Raw genomic sequence first — 26,477 nt, 5'->3', positions numbered from 1 at the left:
GTAAAGCAACCAAATCCAGCACTTTCTACATGATACGTACGTTGATACTTAGATATTTTTCAGTGTGCTAAGTCATTGAAAAATAAGGAATAGTGGCGGAGGGACAGGGATTCGAACCCTGGGTAGGCTATTAACCTACGCCGGTTTTCAAGACCGGTGCATTCAACCGCTCTGCCATCCCTCCACGGCCGGCAATACTACCGGAAACTTCTGCTTAGTCAATGGCTCGCGTAGCACAGAGCAATATTTTAACCGTCGTAAACGCTTGATTTGGGGTATTGAACAGGTATGATCTTGGTAAGCTGTAAATCGATTTATCCTACTGGAGTATTAGTCCATGAACAATCATCAAGGCGCCCTGCAACATTCGGGTGTAAACGAGGCGGAAGTAAGCAAGCTGTTTCGCAATACCTATTCCCTGCTGGCCATCACTCTCGCATTTAGTGGGCTAGTAGCCTTTATCTCGATGAGCCTGAATCTGCCACGCCCTGGCATCATCCTGATGTTGGCAGGTTTTTATGGCCTGCTCTTCCTGACCACCAAACTGCGCAACTCAGGCTGGGGTTTGGTCAGCACCTTCGCGTTCACTGGCTTTCTGGGTTACACCCTAGGGCCTGTATTGAATATGTATTTGGGCTTGCCCAATGGAGGCGCTCTAGTAGCTATGGCTCTTGGTATGACTGCTGTTGTGTTCTTTTCCTTGTCGGCTTACGCCATCATCACCCGCAAGGACTTCAGCTTCCTGTCAGGCTTCATCATGGCTGGGTTTGTTGTTCTGCTCTGCGCTGTGGTTGCCAGCATGTTCCTGCAGATCAGTGGCCTGTCACTGGCTATCTCCGCCGGCTTCGTGCTGTTTTCCTCAGCTGTGATCCTGTACCAGACCAGTTCGATCATTCACGGTGGCGAAGAAAACTACATAATGGCCACCATTACGCTGTTTGTATCCATCTACAATCTGTTCCTGAGCCTGCTGCATTTGCTGGGTATCTTCAATCAGGACTGAGTAAACATACTATAATCTGGGGCCCGCACAACTGCGGGCCTTTTTTTTCAGGCGCCAGCTTAATATGAATTTTGCGATTGTCCTCCTTGCCGGCCCTCAGGATCCCGCAGCACGCAGCGCGCTTAACTTCGCCAGCGCTGTGCTGAATGCTGGACACCAGATAAGTCGTTTGTTCTTTTATCGCGATGCGGTTCATTTGGCGACAGCGCTCGGTATCCAACCTCAGGATGAGGCCGATGTATATGCCGACTGGCGCACCTTTATCAGTGATAATCAGCTTGACGGGGTGATTTGTATTGCAGCCGCTCTACGTCGTGGCGTATTAAATGACGCAGAAGCCAATCGCTGGCAGCGTCCTGTAGCCAACACGGGTGCTCCGTGGGAGCTGTCAGGCCTGGGCCAATGGGTGGACAGTCTGCAAACTGCTGATCGCACCGTGACCTTTGGTACTTGACATGAAAAGTCTGCTGATTATAACCCGCCGCCCACCTGCTCACCTTGCTGCCCGTGAAGCGCTTGATATGGCGTTAGCTGCAGCTGCCTTCGGGGTGCCAACCGGCTTGTTGTTCATGGATGACGGAGTGCTCCAGTTAAGCAAGGACCAGGATGCTGGCGTGCTCAAGCAAAAATCTCTGACAGCCAATCTCGAAGCGCTGGATATGTATGGGATCGAAGATGTAATGGTCTGTCGCCATTCGCTCTGCGAGCGCGGGTTGAACATCAATCAATGCCTTCTGGCGGTCAATTGCGTCGACAGCGCACAGATTGCTACTTTGCTGGAAGACTACTCAGAGGTGATCTCGTTGTGAGCGCACCCATAATTCATATTCTGCGTCATTCTCCGACCAGCAATACATCAATGGCCAGTTGCCTGCGCGTGTTGGCGAGCAAGCAGAGTGTGCTTCTGATCGAAGATGCGGTTTACGCGTTATTACCCGAATCTATCGCGTTGAGTAATATCAGCCTGTTGCCTGATGAGGTTCGGATGTACGTATTGGATGCCGATATGCAGGCGCGCGGGCTGGCGCTAGATGACTTACCCAAGCATATTGAGCCTATAAACTATGACCGCATGGTCGAGATTTGCGCCCAAAGTAGCAAGGTGCTCAGCTGGTGAGCCAGTCAATTCAAATCAATCTTCGGGATGTGCCCTTGGATAAGGAGGGCTTTCTGGTTGATCTGGACGACTGGTCAGAAGCGCTGGCTGCAGAGCTTGCGCTTAGAGAAGGTATTGAGTTCTCTGCCGCACATCTTGATATTGTGCTAGCCCTGCGCCGGTTCCATCAGCGGTATCAGCTCTCCCCTGCAATGCGTCCTCTGGTCAAGTTCATTGGCCAGGAGCTTGGCGTCGAAAAAGGTAACAGCCTCTATTTGCTGTCGCTATTCCCCGGTAGCCCGGCAAAGCTGGCGAGCAAAATTGCCGGGCTACCCAAGCCTGATAATTGTCTTTAGCTTCTCGCTTTAAGCTCTAGCGGTAACGTGGTCAGTATCACTAGTTGGTCGCCCACCTGCAGCTTGAGCGGGGCGTCTCGAGCAGGATTAAGTTGTAGGCGTCTGCCTTCAGCGTCGGGGGTGAACCGGTAGACACCCAGGGCAGTTTCACCTTGTAGGCCGGCTACGGCTTCCAGATCAGCAAAGGTCGCTACGCTTTGCATTGGATACTCGCTGATATTTCGATAGAGGATTTCGGCACCACCGACAGTGAACAACTCCTCAAAGACCAGTCCGAGCTCGCGACGCTGCGCAATTTGAGCCATTAAGTGGCTGAGTATCATGGGACTTATGATGCTTTCGCTGCGATTACGTACCACCAGTTCTTCATTCGCTGGATCACTCAACTCAAGCAGTAGTTGTGGTCGGCGTGTGCGTTCCTTGAGCAACTCATCGACGGCCATATAGCCCACCATCGCGCGCGCGTCAGCTTCTTCTCCAGAATCAAGGCGATCACTGGATACCAGTAGAATGCTATCCCAGTCTGCTTGCAGTATCTTTCTAAGCGTGGTCTCTGCCATGAAATCGGCCTGCAGGTGTTCACAGGGTACCTGCTGGGCCAATTCGCTGTATTGCACCAGTGCTTCACGCTGGGCATCGGTTTCCAGAGTGGATACCATCATAAGATTAAAGCACTGAGCACTGTAGGTAGCCAGCTCGTGAACCAAGGCAGGCAAGCGGCGATTCCAGCCCAGAATCAACACAGACTTCGAAGTCTGATCTCCAGCCCTCAAGCCCGCATTGACTACCCTGCTGCGGTGCCATGCACTCGCTGGCTTATCGCTCTTCTGAGCTGGATCAGCGTCTTCGTATTGTCTGGCCAGCATGACCAGCTTGTCGCCCAGTTGAACTGTTTCGCTGGTCGCTGCGTTCAGGTGTGCAGCCCATACATCGCCCTCCTGTCGAACCAACCCACAGAGCACCGCGCGCGGGCAATTGGCTGCGATTTGCGCCAATGTCTGACCTACACAGATGTCTGTAGAGCGCAGGTAGATCTCGTTGCCATCGTGAACCGACATGACCTCGCCATAAAACTCGGGAAGGCCTGGATGTAGAATCGCCTGAGCCATGAGCCGGCTGACGATAGCATCGCTGGCTATGATCTCCATGGGACCAGGATACGCACGGCGCATGACATTCAACTTGCGTACATCCTCAATTTCGGCGACGACATAAGGCAAAGGCTGGGCGCTTTGATGTCCTTGAGCCTGTAGCGTCAGCAAGGCCTTGATGGTCTCCATGTCGCCAGTGACCAGCGTACTGCCTCCCTGAGAGCGACCTGGGATCAGCACCACCGCCGCCTGAAGACAGGCAACTCGATGCAAAGCTTCAGGCTGCAGAGGCGTTCCCGAGCGAAGTATGATGTCCTTACTACCCCGACCGATACCAGGCGTATCGCGCAACTACTGAGTGCGCTCAGTGTTCACCGTATCGGATAGAATCACTAGACGCAGTCGACGCGTATCCAGAGACTTGAGTAATCGCTGGATGCCTCCACTAGTATCCATTATTTCCTGAACCAGAGGGATAGTGCGATTAGTCCAGCCTAGAATCACCACATGATTGCTGATGGTGACCGGAGTGAGGCCCTGCTCCAGAACGCCCATCTTACTGATGAGCCAACGTGTCATGATAGCGACCAACGTGCCCATGAAGACAACGTAACCCATGATGGTTAGCGCGGTAGAAACTACCCTTCGCCAGGTACCTTCGTCGTCGCCTAAGTACCCAGGATCGGTCAGCCGCAGGAAAGCCCACCAGACAGAGTCAGACAAGGGAGCATCGGCCTCCGCCGAGGGCCAAGCCAACCAGCCGCCGATCAGCGAAATCAGGCCAATGAACAGCGCAACAACGAGCAACTGGTAATGCACGCCCTTGATCAGCTGCCGTTCGAGAATGTAACGCAGGCGATCTACCAGAGTGAAAGGAAGCATAGATTTTCCGAGTCCGTCGATGACTTACAAGCGTACCTAAAGCCTGCTAGATTAACCATCCGCGCATAGGTTGGCCGACGACCAAAATGGAAAACGATGGATAATCTGCAAAACATTGCTGCCCTCTTGGCGGTCGTTTTCTACTGGCTCTTTTCGGCGGCGGTCACGATTCGTGTTATTACTCGCCGCAGGCCGGTGAGTGGCACACTCGCGTGGTTGATGGTCATTTATGTAATTCCTTTGATCGGCGCAGTGTTGTATCTGATGATTGGCGAGCTGAATCTGGGGCGCAGGCATGCCAAACGTACACGGGCAATGATCGACCCCTATTTACACACCATTAGTCACCGGTTTGGCGGGTCCGAAGCAGCTTTGCCCGGTGGGCCTCTTGCCCAGGGCATTCATCAGCTGCTGATCGCGCGCAACGGCGTAAGCGCACTTGGCTATTCAGCAATGCAGTTGCTGGATACTCCCGAGGCAATCTTTGAACAGTGGCTGCGTGACATTGAACAAGCGACCGATAGTATCCGGATAGAAACATATATCTGGCACCCCGGTGGCCGAGTAGATGACATCACTGAAGCTTTGATCGCGGCCAGTCATCGCGGGGTCAAGGTCTCCCTCTTGATCGATCATGCGGGTAGCCGCCGTTTCTTTCGCTCCCACTGGCGCAAGAAGATGGTTACTGCTGGTATTCAGGTGGTCCCGGCGTTGCCAGTCAAGTTAATGCGCGCCCTGGCCCAGCGCATCGACCTACGTTTGCACCGCAAGTTACTTATTTTTGATGATCGTATTGCCTACACGGGCTCGATGAATATGGCCGATCCGGTGAGCTTCAAGCGGGGAGCTGGCGTCGGTCAATGGATCGATATCATGCTGCGGCTCGACGGTCAGGCTGCACCGGGTCTATCGAAGGTGTTTGCCTGGGACTGGGAAGTCGAGACTAGCCAGCGCGAGTTGCCTGAATATTATCCTGCTGATACCCAGTGGGCGAACTGGGTATCGGTCATTCCCTCGGGCCCCGGTGTTGGTGAGGACCTTATCGGCCAGGCGGTACTCTCTGTTATCTACCGGGCCAACAAAAGCATTACCATCTGCACGCCCTACTTCGTGCCCTCCGAGGCGATATTCGAAGCGTTATGTCAGGCTGCCAAGCGCGGGGTCGATGTCAATGTGCTACTGCCCAAGCATAACGACTCAATGATGGTCGGGTGGGCCAGCCGTTCATACTTCGAGCTTTTGCTCGAATCAGGCGCCAAAATCCATCGTTTCGATGGCGGCCTACTTCACAGCAAAGTCATGTTGATCGACGAAGAAGTGGCCCTGGTCGGCAGCGTAAACCTGGACATCCGTAGCCTGCAATTAAATTTCGAATTGACCATCGCCTTGTTTGACGGCGATAGTTCGACTCGAATTGGGCGATTGCTCAACTCTTATCTGCGTCAGAGCGAAATGCTCACCCTTCCCTGCTGGCGTGAACGTAGCAGAGGAGCACGTGTTCTGGAGCGGTCCATGTTTTTCATGAGCCCTCTGCTATAACCTTTTGTGGCCTTTTAACAAAGATTCCAAATAATTTCGATAATGAGACTTGTTATCATTTGAATCTGCTGCTAGATTCCAAATGCGAGTGTTTATCATTAATATCGAGAGGTCTCAATGCGAATCTACCTGCTGCCCCTGACTCTGACTGCTGCGCTGATGTCTCCTACTATGGCCTTGGCCGAAGATATACAACATTACCAGGCAAAATCGTCTGACACCCTGGAACAGGCCGTGATCAATTTCAATGATTCCAATGGTCGACTGGAGGCGTTATTGGCCGGTGATCTGGATAACGCTAACCTGGCTCAGATTCACGAACTGACCTATACATTGGAAAATGCGCTGGCACAGATCCAGCTCGAGTCGGGATCCATTGCCGAATCTCTGGAAGCAGTGCATCAGGCGTCTGAACGCAGTGACGCCCAAGCAGTGCGACAACATGGAATTGCCTATCTTGGCGCGGCAAGGAATATGCTTAACTAAGCAGCTGCGCGGCATGATCACATGCCGCGGCGCCATCATTATCGGTCGATAACCTGTAGTTGGTACTCGGTGCGCAAACCGCCCCGCGTATCGATTACCACGTAACCCCGATTAGCAGGGGTGAATCCTTGGGTCAGAGCAGCGCTGTAGAGGGCTCGCCAAGTACCCTCGACATCGTTACGCTGCGCATCGAATTCAACGCGAAGCACTTGCTGCGCTTCAACATTCTCCATCAAAAAACCGCTTACCGAGGGCACGCCAGCGGCTTGCACCGGGAAGCTGACCGTGACAGGCAAACGGTCTGGAGTAACGGCCGACAAGTCCGCAAAAACAAGGGTAAGAGGACCATCAATCTTTACCTTGCCACGACGGGTTGCCGCCACACCCACGGCACGGGCAAACGAAGCTATGTCATCACGAAGACGGGCTGGTGAAAGTTCATAGGCTCGACCAAAAAGATCCATGGCTGGACGCTCAATCAGGCTGATCTCGTATATGACGCCATCATCACGGAGCGGCAGTATATCTCCAGCGCGAATATCCACCGGCTTTTGCTGGCTCACCGGCAAAGGCTTGTAGACCTTTTTACACAGGGGCTCCTTGAATGTTGACCGCTCGCTTTCGATCAAACTCTGGTTAGCATCCAGGGCATTGCAGACCTGCTCGTGGTAACCCTTCCAGAGCTGACGCGCAGCGCCGGCGTCGAGTAAGCTTGTAATCATCCCCGCATCAGCTTCCAGGGCTGCGAGCAGAAGAGCTGTTTGCCGGCCTTTTGCTGCTTCAGCACGATCGGGCCCACCCACACCCAGGTTCGGCGACTGAGTCGTCTGCAAATGGACGTCAGCGCCGTTGGCTAGCAGCAGTTTTGCGCTCTCAAGTGCATTGAGTTGAGCCGCCGCCATTAACGGTGTCTTGCCCCAGGCGTTAGCCTGATTCACGTTGAAGCCGACATCAAGCAGTATTCGTACGTTGGCAGGTGTTCGCAAGGCAGCCATCAGTGCCGGGCTAGAGTCAGGCCCCATTCCGCGCTGACGTCCAAGGGTGTCGGTTTCATAGGCAATGAAATCGCGCACTACGTTCTGCGGCGCATCATTGAGCAACACGCTGTATAGCGTAGCAAAATTGCGATCCCGCTCCAGCTCACCCGCGGCTGGCGCAATGGCAAACCGCGGCTGGTAGCTGGCATTGGCCACCAACGGCATGACCGGTGCCTGGCTCGGCGCAGTCATGTTTTCCATCGTGCGTGCAACCGACTCCACAAATAACAGGTCCGCTGCCGCGCGTGCCTCGGTAGTTGTCAGACCTTGGGCATTGAACATCTGTACCAGCTCATTGTGCGCCGGTTGCAGCATGGGCATCACCCTGCGGTACAGCGCCTTGTTTCCCAGACTCCGCTCCGACCAGCTGAAGAAATCATCCATCGCTGCATCGTTGCGCTGGCGAACTGCCGCTTCACGACCAAAACGAGTGAGTGCGTCGGCACCCAGCAAGGGTAGGTTAAGCAACGTCCACTGCTGCTCTTTCCAGGTTTGAAAGTTATTACGTCGTTCCTGTTGTGCATACCCCGGCAGCGGATCGCCAGCCAGGGTATCGAGCTCGGTTTGCAGTTGCGCGTAGGCCGGCATGCCGGCAAGTGTATTGGTGCGCGGCGGCGTCAGATAAGTCTGGAACAGGCACAATGGTTGGACGCCCTGCCCTTGCAACTCATACAGGCCGCTGAACGCCGACTCGCCCCGTGCTGCGGGCGAGTAGAAGCCCCAGGTCTCGTTCACCATCACCAGATTACGCCCGTTACGGGTGAAAAAGTCGATAGAACCGTAATCACCTGTTTGTGAAGATGACGCGTGAGCGCGGCCGCCGTAATTGGGCTGTTGGGCGATCCATTGTGGCATCGTGCGCGGGCCGAGTACTGCCTGACCGTTGATAATCAACACACGAGAGCGCTGCTCAAAACCCGCATAGGGTCCGGCGTTGTATACGTCAACCTGTACTTCGCTGCCGTTGACGTTAACCGACTTTCTCGGTGCATAGGTACCAGCCAGTAGTGTAGTGCCGGGCAAACGACCCGCTGATGGCATGCCGTTACGGTCTAGATCGGCGTTCAGTTCAGCGGTCATGGCAGTGCATAAAACCGGATCACGGCTATCAGCTAGGCGATAGTCAACATAGGCAGAATAGGCGTTGCTGCTGCTCTGTGCCCGAGGTTGCGCCTCCGGCCACGCAGCCAACTCGCGGGAGCGTTGTTGATAAAGAGCCTGCAAACACCCGATCGCCTGGCTGTTGCCTCTTATCTCGATGCCGCTCTCCTCGCCCAACCCACAATGCCCGGAGCGGCCTAGTAGCCATTGACGGTGATTTGCTTCAAGCAGCAACGCACCGGCTATGTCACTCGATTGCACCCGCGCTCGGTGTTGGTCACGTAGCTGTCGATCAGCCCGGGACAGTTCATCATTGGCGCAGATCTGCCGGTGAACTTCCGGTAATGCACCACCACACTCGAAACTGGCTAAGGTTGAGATACTCTGGGACGGGATGCTTGGGGGCGGTGGTGTGTTGTCTACCGGACCAGCGACCGGGGTTGAAGTACAACCACTAAGCAATGCAACGGCTGTCGTCAGTAATGCAAGGTTAAAACGTGATCTGGATAACATCGAGCGACCTCCGGTTACTTGATGAATATGGCTGTGCCATAAATGGTGTATTGGCTCGCGCCTGCATTTGGCGGCGGCGGGAACGGTCCTGATTGAACAATCGCCTGTTCTGCAGCCTGGTCCAGCACGGCGTCCCCGCAACGATCAATCGTGTAGGACACCAGCTTGCCCTGAGCATCCACAATGATTTCATAGGGTATATAGCACTGCCGTTTGAAGTCCTCCGGGTCACCCTTGTAGCCTGGTGGCGGTTTATAGGAAGATCCCGCAGGACGCTTAAGGTTGGCTATTACCTTGTTCTTGACGGTTTCCGCGTAGCCCGAAGGTGCCATCCGTGCCCGTGTCGGCGCGTCGGCCGGGGGTGCCGGGGGAGCGCTCCATTCGGTATTGGCGCCAAAAGAATGCACCGGCGGGCCAGCCGTCTTGGGTGGCGCTGGCTTAGCTACCGGCTCTGGCCGAGGCTTGATCAGCTCGGGTTTGCGCTCGGGTTTTGGTTCAGGCAACGGTTCCGGTATTGGTTCGGGTTCCGGCTCGGGTATTGGTTCGGGTTCGGGTTCGGGTTCCGGCGGCATTTGAACCAGCTCAATCGCTACCGCTTCAGGCTCGCTAACGATAGGCTGGGAAAAACGCCCACTTGCCAACCAAGCCACCAGTGACGCATGCAAGGCCAGTGAGATGGCTATCACCAGAATCCGTGCGGACCAGCCCAGTGTTGTCGTTGAGCGACTCATCAGGGCTCAAGCTCTTCCGACGCAACCAGGCTGATACGGGTGTATCCGGCCTTCTGCAACGTGTTCATGACGCGCATAAGCGTTCCGTAATCAACAGCCTGGTCGCCCCGCAGGAACAGGCGGGTGTCCTGCTGCCCTGAGGTTACACCCTGTATCAGCGCCGGCAGATCCGCGAGCACCACTTCCTGTTCCTGCACGAATAGCAAGCCGTCAGCCTGCACACTAACGTATACCGGGTCGGCTGGCGGCGCACTGGGCGCTGCTGCATTGCTCGGCAAGTCCACTGGTACCTCGACAGTCGCCAAGGGCGCGGCTACCATAAAAATGATCAGCAGTACCAGCATTACGTCAACAAAGGGCGTGATGTTCATCTCGGCATTCTGCTGGTAGTTGTGCCTTTTGACCGTGGGCCCGGAATTGAACTGAATCGACATGATCAGCGCACCTCATCCAGCTGCCGAGACGTAGTAGCCAGCATCTCGGCAGAGAAGTTATCCAGGCTACCAACGAAGTGGTTAATATCGCGGGCAAATTTGTTGAAGATCATCACCGCTGGGATCGCTGCAAACAGACCCAGCGCCGTGGCCAGCAAAGCCTCAGCGATACCGGGTGCAACGATTGCCAAGCTAGCAGACTTCATCGTAGCTATACTCGCAAAGCTGTTTAGAATGCCCCACACCGTACCGAACAGCCCAATGAAGGGAGCCGTTGCGCCGATGGTCGCAAGCACTCCCATCATGCTGCCCAGACGTGCCATATCACGCTCTTGGGGAATACTGGCCATCAGCGACATCCGCTGAAGCAGTCTATTGATCTGATCGGCATCGGATTGACGGTCTTTGCCAAAACGCCGCAACTCACCCTGTGCCACTTGCCACATCCGGGCCATAGCGCTGGAATCTGATTGTTCAAGCATCACTGTCTTGTCATCATCGCGAAATGCCTTGAGAAAACGCTGATTGGCACGTTTGGCACGACCAAAGACCACCAGTTTCTCGAACAGAATCGCCCAGGTCGCCAGCGAACAGAGCACCAGGAAGATCATAACCGCCTTGACCACCACATCGGCCTGAAAAAACATCTCCCTCACACCAAAGCGCTCGGCGGGAGTGATCAATTCCTGAGAAGGCATGGCTGCAGGCTGCACGCTCTGGACCGCCGGCCCTGCCACACCTGTTGGTGCAGCAGGTGTGGCAGAAGTGGTTTGTTCACTAACGGGCTGTTCAGTCTGTGCCAGAACCAGATTGGCTGTCAGGCCTGTCAAGCCCATCAGGATGACAAGTGCACCAAGACGCAGGCGGGTCTGCCAAGGGCTGGCTGTGACGTGAAGATGAGTTGTCTGCATAGAAAGCTCCATTATCTATTGTTATTGGAAGTGGCATGGGTGCTGGACACATCAGGTCCGAGGGTTTCAAGCGCAAGAATGGCGTGTAACGCAGCAACGTAGCCGGCAAATGCCTCACGCCCTCGAGGACTGAGACACACCCGTGTGCGTGGTTTTTTGCCAGCAAAATCTTTCTTTATAAGGACATATTCAGCGCTTTCCAGCGTACTGAGATGTGCACCGAGATTGCCGTCAGTGGTGTCGACAATCGACTTGAGGGATACGAATTCGAGCCATTGACCCGTGGCGAGCGTGTTAAGTGCCGCCATGATCTTGAGCCGAATGGGTTGGTGAATAATTTCATTGGGCGTCTCCATCACAGTCGCCTCAGCCAACAGCCGAACGCAATGAAGCTCCCGCCGTAAACCACGGCCATCCACCACCAGAACACGGGCTTGAAAAATAGGAAGCCAAGCATTAGCAGCATGACCAGCCAGCAGCCGATAAACAGATACCGGGGGCGCAATTGCACACCACGCATTACATACAGAGCGGAAACAAACAGAGGAGCAACCATCGCGCCCTGTTCGGGGGCCAATGGCCACATGACGATATGAATGAGGATGGTGAATACGAATATGGCGCCGATCAGAATCAAATAGCGCCAACCGATACCAGGGATTTCAGCTCCCGCACGGCGAGCCAGCAACATGCCGGCCCCCATTGACACAGGAACCACAACAATCCAGATCAACAGAATAAGCGCTGGAAACAGGCCCGACAGCATGAAACCAATCACATGGGCAACGCCCCATAGTAGCAGCTGATCAGACTCTGCCCGATAATCCTGAAACCCGGCTGCGCGCGCCTTGATGTTGGCAATTTCGCGCAACGCCTGTGCTGCTTCTTCGGCGGAAGGAGGCATGGCTATCTCTTGTTTTATTCTTTGCAAAGCACTCTATTGAACAGAGTAGACAAAAACAAGAGGTGACCCAAAAAATAAATCAGCTGATTATGTCGTACTCACCCCCCCTTTCCAGCGCGCGCTTGTACCCGGGCATCGCATGAATACGCTCCAGAAAGGCCATCAGGTTGGGCCATGTCTGATCCAGCCCACCGCGAGCCGCTGCTGCCTCTAGCGGAAAACTCAACTGGATATCAGCAGCACTGAACTGCTCGCCCACGAAGTAGCCAGTCTTGGCCACTTCTGCTTCCATATAGTCCAAGTGCTGACGTATTTGCGGTTCAATAAAATTGCCGCGTACATTGCGAGCGATACCCTTGGCGAAAGGCTTGGCAAAGAATGGCATTTTCGCTGTTTCAACCCGATTAAATACCAGCTTGAGCAATAGCGGGAGCATGGCTGAGCCTTCGGAGTAATGCAGCCAATAGGTATAGCGCAGACTCTCTGGCGTTCCGCGTTCGGGGGCAAGTCTACCTTTGCCATAGGTATCCACCAGGTATTCAACGATTGCACCGGACTCGGCCACCACCAAATCGCCATCGGTAATCACCGGTGACTTGCCTAGTGGGTGTATCGCTTTCAGTACAGGCGGCGCCAGCATGGTTTCAGGATCGCGCTCGTAGCGTTTTACTTCGTACTCCAGGCCCAGTTCCTCCAAAAGCCAGAGAATACGTTGCGATCGGGAATTGGCCAGGTGGTGAACAATAATCATCGGTTTATCTTCCTTATAAGTGGCTAATAGTGAAACAGACTATGCCACGATAATCCGGTGAAAGTCTTTGTAGCAGGATTCTGCACATGGCCCCGTCCAGTCATGGGAGAATTGATCGCATATTTCAGGAGGAAGCTATATGACGACCACTAAGGGCAAGGGCGCCAAGTTCATTCCCGTTTGGATCAAGACTGTGTTTATCGTACTGCTGCTAAGCGGAGTGAGCATAGCCGCCTGGCAACAACTGCCACGCACAGGCGTATCCACTGACCTGTCAGTCATTGGTACAGGTAAACCCACGTTGGTGCTCACGCGGGACACCAACTTTGTCGGCGGCGGCGAAGTACTCGATTTTCTCAGGAAAGCGCAGACTGAACATGGCGAGCGCGTGTACCTGCGCATAGCCCATCAGGGGCAGGCAGACGGACTCGCGTTCTCCAGCGAACATAAGTCCCGTGATGGGGATCTGGTATTGCTTGATGCAACGGGCGACATTCTCGCTGGCCCTATCTTACCGCAATCCTACCCCGATGTAGAAGCGTTGCTTTCTCAGGCCATACCGGAAACCTCCAGCCATGACTGATCGCCTACCACCGCGTGCTGTCGCGCTGCTCCCACTGCTTCTGTTCCTGTTGATCTTCTTGGGCAGCGGCATCTATTACACTGTGATGGGTGCCGAGTTCGCGTTTTATCAGATCAAGGCCCCCGTTGCGATCCTGCCGGCGATTATTCTAGCGGTGCTCCTGACCCGAGATACGTTGAACCGCACCCTGGAGGCTTTTGTTGCCGGTGTGGGCGACAGCAACATCATCACCATGGCGCTGGTATTTCTGCTCGCAGGCGCATTTGCCACCGTGACCGAAGCCATAGGTGGCGTGGCTGCCACCGTCAATATGGGTCTGAGCTTCATCCCCACCTCCATGGTGCTGCCGGGACTTTTCCTGATTGGCGCGTTCATATCCACCGCCATGGGTACCTCAATGGGCACCATAGGGGCACTCGTGCCCGTTGCGCTGGGCTTCGCACAGGTTACCGGTCTATCCATTCCGTTAGCCATGGGAGCTGTCATCGGGGGCGCCATGGCGGGTGACAATCTCTCGATTATCTCCGACACCACGATTGCCGCAACCCGCACTCAGGGTGTTTCCATGCGCGACAAGTTCAAACTTAACCTGATCATCGCCCTGCCCGCCATGTTGATGACGCTGGTACTGCTGTTCATTCTTGGGGACACCACCGTAGAGCCCGTGGTTGCTGACTATCAGCTCATACTGGTATTGCCTTATGTCGCGGTACTGGTGCTTGCACTCAGCGGTTTGAACGTGCTCGCCGTTCTCATGACCGGGATCGTATTGTCCGGCCTCACAGGGCTTTTTATGGCTCCCGAATACAGTGTCGCGACCTGGGGGGGTGATATCTATCGTGGCTTCGAAGGCATGCTCGAGATCATGGTGTTATCCATGTTCATCGGTGGCCTGTCTGCCATCATGAAACGCGAAGGAGGCCTGGACTGGGTCCGCGACAGGATCCAGCGCATCGCTGGGGCCATTGGCAATACCGGCAAACGCACGGGTGAAGCCGCCATCGCTGCACTGGTCAGCGTGACCAACTTGTTCGTCGCCAACAACACCGTCGCTATCATTATTAGTGGCAGTGTCGCCAGAGAACTGGCTGAGGATTACGCAGTCGATCGGCGCCGCAGCGCAAGCCTGCTGGATATCTTCTCCTGTGTCATCCAAGGGCTCATCCCTTACGGCGCGCAGATATTACTCGCTGGTTCTCTCGCTTCGATCTCGCCGCTGGCACTGATCAGTCAGGTCTACTACTGCTGGATCCTCGGTACTATGGCTGTAGCCGCCATTGTTTTTGGCTTTCCCAAAGTCAAATTAATTCCAAATTAAGCCTATAAATCGACCACCCACCTCATTCCGAAAAGGCCGAGTGCTGCCTCGGCCAAAAACATCCCACAACCTAAGGTGCGACCCCAAAAGGCGGGTAGAACGTCCACATTTTTACTGCTCTTCGCCAACCCATAGTGTGCCTTACCCCTCTATCCTGTTAGCGTGTCAGGGGACCGATAGTATATTGATGAGGACACTATGCAGCAGATGATTGAGGAAGGACTGATTGCGTGGGCAGGTCCTGCGGGACTCGCACTTCTTTCCATACTCTTTGGCTTTGCTTTTTACAAAGCGCTGGTTTTTCTGGTTGGCCGTTTTTCCAAACCTGCATCGGTCAGCCGTATATTTTTTGACGCTGCAGCTGGCGCACTCTGCGTCTCATTATGCCTATTAGCCTTGAACGGTGTTCTACATGCGGTGCCTCAGGAGCTTCCGCTGCTGGCACCCATTCAACAGATCACAACACTACTGTTGATCCTGTCTATAACCTGGGCAGCAGTGGGGTGCACTTCCGCTATTGGCGAGGTCATCGTCAAACTGAACCCCGCTTTCGATGACAAGTGGAAGCATGCTCGCAAGATTGAAACTCAGACCAAGTTTCTCGTCCGGTGCCTGAATGTAGTGATTGTGCTGGTCGGGACGGGTTCCGCCCTGATGACATTTGATACCGTCAACCAGATTGGCACCAGCCTGCTTGCCTCAGCGGGTGTTGGCGGCATTATCCTTGGTTTCGCCGCCCGCCCGGTGCTGAGCAACCTGCTAGCGGGTATGCAGATTGCGCTCACTCAGCCATTTCGAATCGATGATGTCCTGTTTGTTGAGGATCAGTGGTGCTGGGTGGAAGAAGTGACTGCTACCTATGTCGTCCTGCGGGTATGGGATCTTCGTCGCTTGGTTGTACCATTGCAGTGGTTTATCGAAAATCCATTCCAGAACTGGTCTAGAAATAGCACGGAACTGCTGGGCAGTGCTCTGATCTGGGTCGATTACGGCATACCTATAGAGCCGTTACGTGAGGAATTTGCACGCCTGTTGAAAGCAACGCCCGACTGGGACGGTATTACCGGAACGGTTCAGATAGTCGATTCAGGTGAAAAGGCGATTCAGATTCGATTTCTGATGAGCGCTAAAAACTCAAACACGCTTTGGGACCTGAGATGCTATGTGCGTGAAAACATGATCCTTTATACTCAACAGCAGTTTCCGCAATACCTGCCACGCTTTCGTGCTCAGTTAATGGAGGAGTGATTGTGGCGCTGCCGCTGTCGAATGAGCTTATTGTCGAAGCGTGGGTGGCGCCACAGTAAATCAGCGGTTATCGTTCACGGCATCGAATCTCAGCTGCACGATATCCCCGAAGCTTAACTACCTAAGATGTAATATATCCAAGATTTTATGCCTGAAATTGTTTACGTACTGCTTTTGTCGCTACTTGCTGGCGCCGCAATGCCCGCTGGCGCATTGCTCGCCAGACTGGACCTTGTTTGGCCATCGGTCCTTGGAGCCTCATGGAGGCATTTTATTGTCGCTTTCGGTGGCGGCGCTCTTATTTCCGCAGTTGCTTTGGTATTGATTCCCGAGGGTACAAGCAAGCTGTCTACAATCCCTGCTACGTTGTGCTTTGCTGCTGGCGGTGCATTCTTTTATTTGCTTGACAGTTATTTAAACAAGCTCAAGAGTTCAGTCGGACAGTTGGTCGCAATGCTATCTGATTTCATTCCAGAAGCTATTGCTCTTGGTGCGGCATTTGCATCTGGAGGAAGTGCCGGGTTATTGCTCGCGGTGCTTATGGTGTTACAAAACCTACCTGAAGGATTCAATGCATACGAAGAACTGAGTGAAAGCTCCAAGCTGAGCCCGAATAAAATTGTTTTGGCCTTCAGCAGCTTAGCTCTCGCAGGGCCTATTTCTGCAGCAATAGGATATTACCTATTGTCTCAGCACGATGAATTAATGGGCGCATTAATGTTATTCGCCAGTGCTGGAATTTTGTATCTGATTTTTCAAGATATTGCGCCTGAAGCAAAGCTCAAAAATCACGGGATGCCAGCGCTCGGCGCAGTCTCCGGGTTCATGCTTGGGTTAGTAGGCAATATGTTGATTATGGGCGACTAGGTCTAACAGAGCGATGGAAGCAACTCTGGCCGATGTCAATCAGCATCCTCGGTGGCTCAGCCTGCGGAGTCACGCCCACTGCGCGGCAACGTATCCAGCCAAGCAGGATCCAGTTGGTACTGGTCAATAGACAGGCCCATCTCAAGCATCGCCTGTCTATGATTGTCGATCTGCGCGCCAAGTTCGTCCAATGCCTGCGAATTACCATCCAAATAGTGCATTTCACCCAGACCCAAATGATAGAAGCACAGCAGCTTCATGGCCTCCGGCGAGCCGGTTTTTATACCCGCTTCCACATGGTGCATTGCATTAGTGATACGCATTAGGCTCCGTTTGAGTTGCCAGCCATAAACAGCCGATTCCATCCAGGGCTGGGTCCAGAAGACATTGCGCACCAGCACTATAGTAATAATCAATCCCAGCAGCACACCCGCCAGATTCCAGCGTAAGTTACTACCTTCCACATTGCCGAACGTTGAAACGGCCAGGGTCGATAGCAACATCGCCAACACCGCAAACGCCGCGACAACGATTAGCGTACTTCGACGTGTCTGCTTGCGGTACTTTTCCGGGTCCATATGCCGTATTTCGAACATCTTATCTCCTTCCAGGAATCTGATGCGAGGTACAGAAAAGGCTTTCACGCTTGTGCTCTGCGGCAATCGCATAATGCTGATAGGTAATGAATGCCGGAGCGACTAAACGAATATTATCAGCCAATGCGCACTGCTGTAGTCAAATCTTGTCGGCAGGGTGATAGACGCTAAGCGTTGAACTTATGCATTCATGCTGACCGACGGAGAAATACACATCGCGCTCAACCCACTTCATACTCGCGAATGCGGGGATCCCCTTTCGGGTTTGAGAAGTCAAGGTTGGGGTCAATACACCCCGTTCACCTGAGCCATGGTTAGCCCTCGATGCCAACTTTCCACACGGTTACGACCCATTTTTTTAGCCTGATACAAGGCCAAGTCGGCCCGTTCTACGAGATCGAAAAAGTTTTCGTTTTCCGCCTGTGTAAATTCAACCACACCGATGGACACGGTAACGCTGACGCCGCCAGCGGTAGTGGGAAGCGGTGACTTCTGCCAACGGTGACGAATTCTTTCGGCGATGTTTTGCGCTTCGGCGACACTGGTGTCAGGTAGCAAAAGAAGAAATTCCTCCCCCCCGAAGCGGCAAATGAAATCAGGCACCCTTGAATAATCACGTAGATGCTCGGCAAAGGCTAACAGCACCTGGTCACCGACCTTATGTCCGTACTTATCGTTAATCGCCTTGAAGCGATCGAGATCCAGCATTAGCAATGCCAGTGGATGGCTGCTGCGACGTGATAGCGAAAGTAACTTGACTGCTGCTTCTTCCATTGCGCGTCGGTTAAACAGGTCTGTGAGCGGGTCACGGCTAGCCTGCTCTTTTAGCGCATGCTGCAAGCTGACGGTAGTCAGAATCACACACAATAATGAAAATCCGTAAATGAACGCGATGCCTTCAAGGTAATTCAGTGACTCGATACTCACTGCCATCTGCAAGTCCGTGGCATTGATGTAGGTTTCATCTGTCAGATACAGACCAAATCGGCGCAGATATACCAATGCGTGAACCGTCCAGAGAGATGCCCAGACTACTGTCATTGCGCGGTGCAGCCAAGATGTTAGCCACAGTTCGATAATCGTAATGAGGCAAACCAGCACCACCAGCGCGCTGTGCCACATAATGCTGTAACTCAGCGTTTCCTGAAAATAATAAAAGACCACTGCTTGAACAATGAAAATACCCAACATAAATCGGGTGAAATGGGTCTGCTCCGGCTTGCGGTAACACCGAGTGCCCCACCAAAGCACAAAGTATGCCTGAGTAATGACGACGGCACTGATCCAGAGCGGAATGGGCGGACTGGAGACCTGCAATACAAGACCGACAGCAAAGAGGCAGAGGCCTGCACCCCAGTAGCGGATGGCACGAACCTGACGATTGAGCATGCTTGCGGCTAGCAATCCAGCTACCGACACGATGGTGGTCACCGCTAGGACCAGCATCAACGTGTTTATATCAAGCATTCGGTTTTCTTCCTGAAAGCGATGCCCTTTTAAAGAGCGACAGGATAGTCGGGCCGCGGCCGATTGACTACTGTGAGGCTAACACAAATACAGGGCACCATGGCCCACGTAGGAAGCATAGCATGATGCCATCACCCTCAGACAGGACGCTGTACGCGAAACCACAATGAGTACAAGGCAGGCAGGAACATCAGAGTGATCAGTGTGCCGACCAGTGTGCCGCCAATAAGCACGTATGCCAGCGGTCCCCAGAATGCGTCGAAGGTCAGCGGTACAAAGGCAAATACGGCCGCCAACGCAGTCAACAGTACTGGCCGCGTGCGCTGCACCGTCGCTTCGACAACAGAGGTGAACTGATCCATGCCGCCAGCCAGGTTGTCGTCTATCTGTTTGGTCAAGATCAGTGTATTACGCATTAGAATGCCAGCGAGTCCAATCAGACCGAGTAACGCGACAAAACCAAATGGCTGATTGCCGATGAGCAGTGCCAGCGTGGCGCCAATGACGCCTAGGGGTGCAGTAGCCAGCACCATAAACGTACCGGAGAAGCTACGCATCTGCACCATGATGACGATCATCATCAATGCCAGCATGATGGGCTGAACCTTGCGAATAGACTCCTGACCCTTCGCTGACTGCTCCACCGAACCGCCGATCTCTAGATGGTACCCCAGCGGCAAGGTATTACGCAGAGGCTCGAGTTGCTCCCACAGCGCCATAGTTACATCCGGCGGTTGAGCGTCGTGCACGTCAGCCTGCACCATAATGTAGGGCTCGCGATTGTAATATTTGAGTACGGGGTCTTCGCTGACAAATTCAATAAGACCAGCCTGCTGCAGCGTGATGGTGCGCCCATCTGCGGTGCGCAGGGGCAGATCAGCAAAGTTGTCCAGACCCTCCGGCGCGCCCCGGACCATCAATTGCACGCTACGGTTGTTTTCTCGCAACACACTCACCGGCCGGCCACCCCACTGCACCTGCAACTGTTCGGCTAATTCCAGTGGTGTCAGACCCATTCCGAGCAGACGTTCGTTATTCACACGCAGCCTCGCAGCAGGCACCCGATCGCCCCAATCCAAATTCGCATTGGTGATATGGGGATGAGCCGCCATCAGGTCACGAACCTTGCTGGCGGTAACACGCAATACATCGGGGTCGGGGCCCATGACACGAAAACTGACCGGCCAGGCGACGGGTGGCCCGAATAATAGTTGATGAACGCGAACTCTTGCCTCTGGGAATTGACCCGCGTCCACGCGTGCCTGCAGGTCGGCGATGATGCGGTTACGCCCAGTATCGTCATCCGCAATGGCGATCACCTTGGCAAAGGCAGGGTTAGGCAGTTCGGGGTTCAGTGAGATAAAAAAGCGTGGCGCGCCCGCACCAATATAGGCAGCCAGTGAGAGCACGTCTTCGTGCTCAACCAGCACAGCTTCCAGCCGCTTGGCGACTTTATCGGTAGCGGCGATGCTGCTGCCTTCAGGCATGAATATTTCGACCAGAACCTCGGGACGGTCCGACGACGGAAAGAACTGCTTTTGAACCAGCCCGCTCATCCCGACCAGCGACAGGATAAACAATGCAACCGTACTGGCTACGATAGTTATGCGATAGCGCATACAGCCTTCGATCAAATCGCGAAACCGCTGGTAACCGCGTGTCTGGTAATGCTTGATATGGCTGTGGCCCGGCTTGGTGCTGGACTTCAACAGTGCCACACCCAGAAAGGGTGTAAACACGACGGCCACCAGCCAGGATGAGAGCAAAGCAAAGGCCAGAACCCAGAAAATATTGCCGGTATATTCGCCGACACCCGAACGCGCAAAGCCGATGGGTACAAAACCGATGACGGTGACCAGTGTGCCAGACAGCATAGGAGCCGCTGTGGCCGTCCAGGCATGGGCAGCGGCGCGGGTTTTCTCCCAGCCCTCCTCCATTTTTACCAACATCATTTCAATGGCGATGATCGCGTCATCCACCAGCAAGCCCAAGGCGATAATCAGCGCGCCCAGAGTGATACGATCCAGATTCATCCCACGGATCAGCATTAACAGAAATGTCAGGCCCAGCGTCAATGGCACGGCGATGCCCACCACGAGCCCTGGACGCAATCCCAGGCTGATAAAGCTCACTGCCATCACCACCAGTACAGCGATCAAAAACTTGACCTGAAACAGCTCCACTGCTCGGCTAATCGCTTCACCCTGATTGGTCACTTGACGCAGTTGCATACCCAGGGGCATCTGAGTCGATAGCTTTTCGTATTGTGCGGCCAGACGATCAGCCACCTCCAGACCGTCCTCTCCCTTGTTAAGCACCACACCCAGCAGCAGAGCATCCTCGCCGAAGGCGCGTATCAGGTAGCTGGGTGGGTTCTCGTAACCACGGGCTACGTTGGCAACATCACCCAGGCGAATCAGGCGATCGCCTAATCGCAGCGGCACATCGGCAATCGCGTCAAGGTCAGCCAACTCGGCATCCACCCGCCAATACAGACGGGACCCTTCGGTTTCGATCAGACCCGACGGCATCAAACGATTGTAGGCGTCCAGCGCATTACCAATCTGCTGCGCACTGATATCCAACTGCGCCATGCGGTAGGAATCGAGATCAACATAAACCCGTTGCTGTTGCTCCCCAATCAGTCTTACTTTCTGCACGCCTTCAATTCGGTTGAAGGTATCTCTGAGGCTTTCGCCTTTTTCCACCAGATGACGCGGGGGCAAACCAGGTGCCGTCAGGGCGTAGAGCGAGAAATAGACATCCGAGAAATCGTCATTAACGAAAGGTCCCTGAACACCGGGCGGAAGCAAGGGGGCCTCATCCTGCATTCGTTTGCGTATTTGATAGAACACCTCAGGCAGAACCTTGGACGGTGTGAAATCCTGGAAAGTAACCAGCATATCGACCCGCCCCGGACGTGAGGTGGTCTGGACCTTCTCGAACCATTCCACTTCCTGAATGCGTTTTTCTAGCGGGTCGGCTACCTGATCTTGCATCTGCTGTGCCGTCGCGCCGGGCCACGAGGCTGATACCACCATGGCGCGCACGGAGAACGCCGGATCCTCGGCCCGGCCTAGCGCCATAAAAGCATAGGCTCCGGCCAGGGCGATGAGCAGCAAAAAAAACAAGGTAACTGAGCGCTCACGTACCGCAATCGCAGACAAATTGAAGCGTAACGGATCCAGACTCATGGCAGCGCCTCGACCTTCTGATCCGGCTGCAACAAGTGTGCGCCTAGCGCAACGATGGTTGTTCCAGGATCGAGATCGCTGCGAATATAAGCCTGCTCGGTATCCATCCTTACCAGTTCAACCGCCCGCCAATGGACACTGCCTTCGTCAACAACCCAGACCCCCATACCCTCACCACGATCTACCATGGCGCCGACCGGAACGGTCTGCATAGTGGCAGACGCACTATTGGAGCTAACCGGCAATATCAGAGTCGCGCTGCTACCCAGTGGCCATGATTCGGATGCGCCATCAATGCTGTAACGAGTTCGCCAGCTGCGTGACAGGGGGTCGGCAGACCCAGCCACTTCGCGCAGAGTTGCGTCAGCATCCATATCTCTGCCGTAGAGCTCTACGCGCGCCCGCTCGGGCAAATCCGCACGCCGACGCTCAGGCACAAATACTTCTATGTCACGCCTGCCATCATACGCAAGCGTTGCCACCGCGATACCTGCAGTGACCACTTGCCCCACTTCACCCGAGACCTCTAGCAGCACGCCATCTGCCGGCGCTTTGAGCTCTCCGTATTCGTTAGCGCTACGTGCTTGGGCGAGTGCTGCCTCGGCAGCCTTCGTGCTCTGGCGTGCGGCTCGCGCCTGAGCGCGGGCATCTTCAAATGCCTGGGCAGGAACCATGCCCTGCTGACTAAGCGACTCAAGTCGGTCCCGATTGGCTTCTGCATTCTCGGCCTGGGCTCGGGCAGCTGCCACGTTGGCTTGCGCAGCAGCAAGCTGCTGGCGAATATCCCTGGGGTCCAGACGTAGCAGCACATCGCCGGCCTCAACCTGCTGGCCTGCCTGAGCGAGACGTTCGCTGATCTGGCCGGAGATTAGAAAGCTGAGTGTCGCATCATGGCGCGACTGGACCGTACCACTGAGCGTCCAATGCTGACTCTGGGCGTTCTCGAGATGGGCAATGCGTACTTTGACGTTAGGTGCAGTTTTGTCGACGCTATCTTGCTCTGCACCACAGCCAGCTAGCAGTGTAATCGTCAACATCGAAAACAATAGCGCGCGCATACACTAGCAACCTTATGGGCAAATTCGTGTGAGCCGTATAGTTACAGAACGAACCCGTTCCGTAAATGACTGATGTGCGTTAATCTTGTGACTGTAGTTGCAAACGATGACGGCTCGACAACTGCCTCCTTTACCGCCAAAAGTACGAGACCGGAGTAGTGGTTCGATGAATGACAAAGATCTGCAGCCGCCCAGCCCCGGCCGGCCGGTTGACATGGAAAAGCTCGACCGCATTCTAGACGCAGTTCTGGATAGCTTTGCAGACGGCGACATGCATTTCACCATCGAGGGTATTGCCCGGCGCGCGGGTGTATCCAAAGGCACCATTTACCGCCATTTCGATAATGCCGAAGCACTACTGCGCGGTGTACTTGCACGACAGCACCATGAAATGGCAGGCATGGGCCCTGCCCCGGTCAACTCGATCGACGATCTGCGTGAACAACTGATTGCACTGGGCACTCAACTACTAGCCTTTCTTACCAGTGACCAGGGCGTACGCATCATGCGCACAGTCATCACGCACGGCGCGCGTCATTGCGAACATGGGAAGCTGATTTACCGCGACGGCCCGCGTGCATTCGTTGAGCGTGCTGCTGGATGCCTTGAACGCGCGGCTGAACGGGGACAACTACAGGTAGATGACCCTCTGCATAGAGCCGAGCAGTTGATCGGGATGTGGAAAGGCAGTCTGGTTCACGGCCTGCTGATGAATGGGTGCCCAGCACCCAACGCTGAGCAGCTGCGCTATCGGGTCGAATCTGCAGTCAACCTGCTACTGACTGCGTTAGAGGCAGCCTCAGATCAGGTTTGCAATAAATGCAGCAGCTAAATACATTGCTCAATGCTCAACCCATATGAGTTCTTTGGTATCAAAACCTAGCTCGTCTGCACGGCTGACAAACGCTTGTTTAAGCTCATTACTCACCTCCGGGCTGCGTGCGAGTAACCAGAGGTATCCGGTATCCGGGCCTGATACCCAAGAGTAACTATAGTCTTCTTTGTCCAGGCCAAAGATCCCATAGGCGCCGTAAAAAGGACCGAAGAATGATACTTTCAAGTATCCCGTATTCTGATCCTCGACAAAAAAGGCTTTGCCTTCGGCCTCCTGCCACTCGCTTTCATCGGCTGAGAAGCCCCGGTTGATTACGCGTAGCCCACCGTCTACACGCAGGCTGTACTCAGCAGTGACCTTACTAAGACCTTTCTCGAAAGAGTGATCCAGCCGCGCAACTTCATACCACGTACCTAGATAGCGATCGGGCTCAAAACCCGTGACCGGCTGAACGTTGTCCGGCAGCTTGACGCAGCCGCTCAATACAAGCGTAAAAAGCACAGCCATCATCTGTCGGAAATTCATATGTCACCTATAAAGTCAGTCGTCATGAGTACACAGAAAAAGGGCCCATAAGGCCCTTCGTCATAGAGTGTAGCAAGGCTGATCGATTTGTTCGCCGATCGTTACACCAATTCGCGCTTCTCGCGCCGGGCGAGACGAATATCTCTCACCGTGGCCACGCCAATGACCGCCAGTACGGCGAGTGACACCAACGGCCAGATCAATACATAAAACGCCAATATAAATGTTTGCATGTTTATTCCCAGTTTCTGGCTGGTGCGCTACTGCGCACTAGTTGATGGAGCTTATACAATTCAGGCTTCAGCAACAGGCTTAGCCGGATCATAATTAATAACGTTCTGATCGATCTGTGCGAAGTCGAACTCGCTCGAACTCAGCAGACTGATAACGACACAAACGATTGTGCTAACGCCGTAAGCCATTAGCGATGCCAGCAGCACCGTATAGTCGCGCAGGAAGCCAACGCACAGGAAAGCCAGTCCTACAGCGCCGATGGCAGCGACAATCAAACCCACTCGGCGTCCGCAGAAACCAAAGGCCATCAGTCCTAGCACCACACCGCCGCCCACGGCTGCGAGCAATTCGAATAAGACGGCGACCGCACTGACCATTGGAAGCATTTCAAAACGAGCGATACAGAACATTAGCAAGCCGGCAACCACCGCGGAAGTGAAAGCCATATTGGTGACCCGGTTCCAGAAGCAACTGGCGATCACCGGAAAGACAATCGCTCCCCAAAGTGCACCAACGAAGACCAGCATGATCAGGATATCCATGGAGAAGCTGGCAAGAATCACCCCGATCAGCGTCGCAACAATCATGGTCAGCCTACCGATCAGCAGCATTTTGGTGGGGTCGGGCTTGTTTTTGGCAATGTTCTTGCCATATACATCTGCCATAACGATCGCTGACATGGCGGAGAGGTCCGAATCAGCAGTCGACGACAGCGAGCCGATAACCAGGATGAAGAACAGCCCGATAAATACCGGAGAAAGGTACATCGAGACCATTTGCGGAATCAGGTTGTTCATGTCGCCGTCAATCGGCTCCATGCCCGTCATCAGCGCCATCAGACCGATCATACCCAGCCCGATGACGATCGCACCATAGCCGATAGTGGCCGTAATGAAGGTTGGCTTGATGTGATCTTCACGCACGGCGAACAGCCGTTGTGAGATGGTCTGGTTACCGATGGCGTAAGCCAGAACAGCCACAAAGAAGGGTGCGCCCTGTTTGAGAATAGCGTCCATCGAAAACAGATTTGCTTGTTCTGGTGTCAGCAGACTCATACCGTCCGACAACGTACTTGGGCCGCCAAGGGCAAATAGCACCGCAGGGATGATCAGGATTGCCACTGCCATCATCGCCATCAGCTGGGCAAAGTCAGTAAGGACCGAGGCGCGAAAGCCTGACCACAGCGTGTAGGACAGAACCCCGACCCCTGCGATCACCACACCGGCCTGAAACGACAGCGGCGACAGCACTGAGACTAGAGCGCCTGAAGCCGTGAAGTTAACCATCAGGCTGATGATACTGCCCAGGATATTGGAGGATGCAAGAATCAACTGGCTGGAAGAACCATGCCGGGCGTGTATCAGCTCACCCAGGGTATGAGCGTTGGGTGCGAGTTCACGGAAGCGCTTACCAAAGGGGTAGATGAAAAGAATCATCAGCGCACCCCATAAGCCGTAATGCAGGGGGCCAGAAATACCGTAGGTATAACCTGAGGTGGCGGCGCCATAGAACGAGGCAGCCCAGATCCAGGTCGCGGTCATACTCGCAGCTCCCAGACCAAAGCCAATCTGATGGTTAGACACCATGAAGGCGTCGGTATTTTCCTTTTTTTTCTTGATGAGCAATGTCAGCAGGTAAGTGCCGCCGTAAAAAGCGGCAAGCAAAGCAAGGACGGTCAGTGTCGAGAACTGATAGAAACTTTCTTCGTTCATTAAAT

Annotated in this window: 28 protein-coding genes and 1 tRNA gene; 12 read left to right on the top strand and 17 right to left on the bottom strand. The window is 54.2% G+C overall.

Features of this window, described 5'->3' with window-relative positions; translation table 11 throughout:
- Positions 1-93: 93 nt before the first annotated feature.
- Positions 94-184, bottom strand: a tRNA-Ser gene (locus tag ACJAXR_RS04495).
- Between the two features lie 153 nt (positions 185-337).
- Here ACJAXR_RS04495 and ACJAXR_RS04490 point away from each other — a divergent pair.
- The 5 genes from ACJAXR_RS04490 to ACJAXR_RS04470 all read left to right on the top strand — a co-directional run bounded on the left by ACJAXR_RS04490 (position 338) and on the right by ACJAXR_RS04470 (position 2,455).
- The gene (locus ACJAXR_RS04490; RefSeq protein WP_415057063.1) at positions 338-1,003 is read left to right on the top strand and encodes a Bax inhibitor-1/YccA family protein; all 666 of its coding nucleotides are present in this window, start codon (positions 338-340) and stop codon (positions 1,001-1,003) included.
- A gap of 64 nt (positions 1,004-1,067) precedes the next feature.
- Entirely contained in the window at positions 1,068-1,457 is a 390-nt protein-coding gene (gene tusD, locus ACJAXR_RS04485) for a sulfurtransferase complex subunit TusD (RefSeq protein WP_415057062.1), read from the top strand.
- A 1-nt stretch (position 1,458) separates the two neighbouring features.
- A complete protein-coding gene (gene tusC, locus ACJAXR_RS04480; RefSeq protein WP_415057061.1) occupies positions 1,459-1,812 on the top strand; it encodes a sulfurtransferase complex subunit TusC in 354 nt (117 codons plus the stop codon).
- Positions 1,809-2,120 carry a sulfurtransferase complex subunit TusB gene (tusB, locus tag ACJAXR_RS04475; RefSeq protein WP_415057060.1) on the top strand — a complete coding sequence of 104 codons (312 nt, stop codon included), beginning with the start codon at positions 1,809-1,811 and terminating at the stop codon, positions 2,118-2,120. The genes tusC and tusB overlap by 4 nt, the downstream gene beginning before the upstream one ends.
- On the top strand, positions 2,117-2,455 hold the full coding sequence (locus ACJAXR_RS04470) for a TusE/DsrC/DsvC family sulfur relay protein (RefSeq protein ID WP_415057059.1): 339 nt from the start codon (positions 2,117-2,119) through the stop codon (positions 2,453-2,455). The genes tusB and ACJAXR_RS04470 overlap by 4 nt, the downstream gene beginning before the upstream one ends.
- On the opposite strand, the gene ACJAXR_RS04465 is transcribed toward ACJAXR_RS04470, so the two are convergent.
- Together ACJAXR_RS04465 and ACJAXR_RS04460 are read right to left on the bottom strand one after the other, a co-directional pair.
- Positions 2,452-3,786 (bottom strand): CASTOR/POLLUX-related putative ion channel, encoded by a 1,335-nt coding sequence (locus tag ACJAXR_RS04465; RefSeq protein WP_415057058.1) that lies wholly within the window; start codon positions 3,784-3,786, stop codon positions 2,452-2,454. The genes ACJAXR_RS04470 and ACJAXR_RS04465 overlap by 4 nt on opposite strands.
- A gap of 111 nt (positions 3,787-3,897) precedes the next feature.
- On the bottom strand, positions 3,898-4,428 hold the full coding sequence (locus ACJAXR_RS04460; RefSeq protein ID WP_415057057.1) for a hypothetical protein: 531 nt from the start codon (positions 4,426-4,428) through the stop codon (positions 3,898-3,900).
- Positions 4,429-4,524: 96 nt separating this feature from the next.
- Here ACJAXR_RS04460 and cls point away from each other — a divergent pair, with 96 nt between their 5' ends.
- The gene (cls, locus tag ACJAXR_RS04455) at positions 4,525-5,967 is read left to right on the top strand and encodes a cardiolipin synthase (RefSeq protein ID WP_415057056.1); all 1,443 of its coding nucleotides are present in this window, start codon (positions 4,525-4,527) and stop codon (positions 5,965-5,967) included.
- A 117-nt stretch (positions 5,968-6,084) separates the two neighbouring features.
- Positions 6,085-6,453 (top strand): DUF6746 family protein, encoded by a 369-nt coding sequence (locus ACJAXR_RS04450; RefSeq protein WP_415057055.1) that lies wholly within the window; start codon positions 6,085-6,087, stop codon positions 6,451-6,453.
- Positions 6,454-6,491: 38 nt separating this feature from the next.
- Here ACJAXR_RS04450 and ACJAXR_RS04445 read toward each other — a convergent pair whose 3' ends face one another.
- From ACJAXR_RS04445 to ACJAXR_RS04415, 7 genes are all read right to left on the bottom strand, one after another.
- Positions 6,492-9,104: an ankyrin repeat domain-containing protein gene (locus tag ACJAXR_RS04445; RefSeq protein ID WP_415057054.1), complete on the bottom strand. Its 2,613-nt coding sequence runs from the start codon at positions 9,102-9,104 to the stop codon at positions 6,492-6,494.
- Between the two features lie 14 nt (positions 9,105-9,118).
- Positions 9,119-9,835 (bottom strand): TonB C-terminal domain-containing protein, encoded by a 717-nt coding sequence (locus tag ACJAXR_RS04440; protein ID WP_415057053.1) that lies wholly within the window; start codon positions 9,833-9,835, stop codon positions 9,119-9,121.
- A complete protein-coding gene (gene exbD, locus ACJAXR_RS04435; RefSeq protein ID WP_415057052.1) occupies positions 9,835-10,269 on the bottom strand; it encodes a TonB system transport protein ExbD in 435 nt (144 codons plus the stop codon). Before exbD ends, ACJAXR_RS04440 begins: the two co-directional genes overlap by 1 nt.
- Before the next feature lie 2 nt (positions 10,270-10,271).
- The gene (locus ACJAXR_RS04430) at positions 10,272-11,180 is read right to left on the bottom strand and encodes a MotA/TolQ/ExbB proton channel family protein (protein ID WP_415057051.1); all 909 of its coding nucleotides are present in this window, start codon (positions 11,178-11,180) and stop codon (positions 10,272-10,274) included.
- 11 nt (positions 11,181-11,191) lie between these two features.
- Positions 11,192-11,536, bottom strand: coding sequence for a winged helix-turn-helix domain-containing protein (locus ACJAXR_RS04425; RefSeq protein WP_415057050.1), 345 nt, complete (start codon positions 11,534-11,536; stop codon positions 11,192-11,194).
- Positions 11,536-12,084, bottom strand: coding sequence for a hypothetical protein (locus tag ACJAXR_RS04420; RefSeq protein ID WP_415057049.1), 549 nt, complete (start codon positions 12,082-12,084; stop codon positions 11,536-11,538). The genes ACJAXR_RS04425 and ACJAXR_RS04420 overlap by 1 nt, the downstream gene beginning before the upstream one ends.
- Positions 12,085-12,163: 79 nt before the next feature.
- The gene (locus ACJAXR_RS04415; protein WP_415057048.1) at positions 12,164-12,835 is read right to left on the bottom strand and encodes a glutathione S-transferase; all 672 of its coding nucleotides are present in this window, start codon (positions 12,833-12,835) and stop codon (positions 12,164-12,166) included.
- A 139-nt stretch (positions 12,836-12,974) separates the two neighbouring features.
- Here ACJAXR_RS04415 and ACJAXR_RS04410 point away from each other — a divergent pair, with 139 nt between their 5' ends.
- The 4 genes from ACJAXR_RS04410 to ACJAXR_RS04395 all read left to right on the top strand — a co-directional run bounded on the left by ACJAXR_RS04410 (position 12,975) and on the right by ACJAXR_RS04395 (position 16,851).
- A complete protein-coding gene (locus ACJAXR_RS04410) occupies positions 12,975-13,418 on the top strand; it encodes a hypothetical protein (protein ID WP_415057047.1) in 444 nt (147 codons plus the stop codon).
- Complete coding sequence (locus ACJAXR_RS04405; RefSeq protein WP_415057046.1) at positions 13,411-14,736, top strand: Na+/H+ antiporter NhaC family protein; 1,326 nt, start codon at positions 13,411-13,413, stop codon at positions 14,734-14,736. Before ACJAXR_RS04410 ends, ACJAXR_RS04405 begins: the two co-directional genes overlap by 8 nt.
- Positions 14,737-14,934: 198 nt before the next feature.
- On the top strand, positions 14,935-15,984 hold the full coding sequence (locus tag ACJAXR_RS04400; protein WP_415057045.1) for a mechanosensitive ion channel family protein: 1,050 nt from the start codon (positions 14,935-14,937) through the stop codon (positions 15,982-15,984).
- A 147-nt stretch (positions 15,985-16,131) separates the two neighbouring features.
- The gene (locus ACJAXR_RS04395; protein WP_415057044.1) at positions 16,132-16,851 is read left to right on the top strand and encodes a ZIP family metal transporter; all 720 of its coding nucleotides are present in this window, start codon (positions 16,132-16,134) and stop codon (positions 16,849-16,851) included.
- A 56-nt stretch (positions 16,852-16,907) separates the two neighbouring features.
- On the opposite strand, the gene ACJAXR_RS04390 is transcribed toward ACJAXR_RS04395, so the two are convergent.
- The 4 genes from ACJAXR_RS04390 to ACJAXR_RS04375 all read right to left on the bottom strand — a co-directional run bounded on the left by ACJAXR_RS04390 (position 16,908) and on the right by ACJAXR_RS04375 (position 23,166).
- Entirely contained in the window at positions 16,908-17,447 is a 540-nt protein-coding gene (locus ACJAXR_RS04390; protein ID WP_415057043.1) for a DUF3087 domain-containing protein, read from the bottom strand.
- Between the two features lie 285 nt (positions 17,448-17,732).
- Positions 17,733-18,914: a GGDEF domain-containing protein gene (locus ACJAXR_RS04385; RefSeq protein WP_415057042.1), complete on the bottom strand. Its 1,182-nt coding sequence runs from the start codon at positions 18,912-18,914 to the stop codon at positions 17,733-17,735.
- Between the two features lie 137 nt (positions 18,915-19,051).
- The gene (locus ACJAXR_RS04380) at positions 19,052-22,108 is read right to left on the bottom strand and encodes an efflux RND transporter permease subunit (RefSeq protein ID WP_415057041.1); all 3,057 of its coding nucleotides are present in this window, start codon (positions 22,106-22,108) and stop codon (positions 19,052-19,054) included.
- Positions 22,105-23,166 carry an efflux RND transporter periplasmic adaptor subunit gene (locus ACJAXR_RS04375; protein ID WP_415057040.1) on the bottom strand — a complete coding sequence of 354 codons (1,062 nt, stop codon included), beginning with the start codon at positions 23,164-23,166 and terminating at the stop codon, positions 22,105-22,107. The genes ACJAXR_RS04380 and ACJAXR_RS04375 overlap by 4 nt, the downstream gene beginning before the upstream one ends.
- Positions 23,167-23,332: 166 nt before the next feature.
- Between ACJAXR_RS04375 and ACJAXR_RS04370 the strand changes: the two genes are divergently transcribed.
- On the top strand, positions 23,333-23,998 hold the full coding sequence (locus ACJAXR_RS04370) for a TetR/AcrR family transcriptional regulator (RefSeq protein ID WP_415057039.1): 666 nt from the start codon (positions 23,333-23,335) through the stop codon (positions 23,996-23,998).
- 9 nt (positions 23,999-24,007) lie between these two features.
- On the opposite strand, the gene ACJAXR_RS04365 is transcribed toward ACJAXR_RS04370, so the two are convergent.
- The 3 genes from ACJAXR_RS04365 to ACJAXR_RS04355 all read right to left on the bottom strand — a co-directional run bounded on the left by ACJAXR_RS04365 (position 24,008) and on the right by ACJAXR_RS04355 (position 26,472).
- Complete coding sequence (locus ACJAXR_RS04365) at positions 24,008-24,526, bottom strand: lipocalin family protein (RefSeq protein WP_415057038.1); 519 nt, start codon at positions 24,524-24,526, stop codon at positions 24,008-24,010.
- Positions 24,527-24,627: 101 nt separating this feature from the next.
- Positions 24,628-24,759, bottom strand: coding sequence for a putative transporter small subunit (locus ACJAXR_RS04360; RefSeq protein ID WP_415057037.1), 132 nt, complete (start codon positions 24,757-24,759; stop codon positions 24,628-24,630).
- Between the two features lie 60 nt (positions 24,760-24,819).
- Positions 24,820-26,472: a sodium:solute symporter family protein gene (locus ACJAXR_RS04355; RefSeq protein ID WP_415057036.1), complete on the bottom strand. Its 1,653-nt coding sequence runs from the start codon at positions 26,470-26,472 to the stop codon at positions 24,820-24,822.
- Positions 26,473-26,477 lie beyond the last annotated feature (5 nt).

This window comes from Halopseudomonas sp., assembly GCF_047631575.1.
Taxonomy (GTDB): domain Bacteria; phylum Pseudomonadota; class Gammaproteobacteria; order Pseudomonadales; family Pseudomonadaceae; genus Halopseudomonas.
Note: the sequence above shows the minus strand (reverse complement) of the source record. Positions and strands in the feature narration are given on the sequence as shown.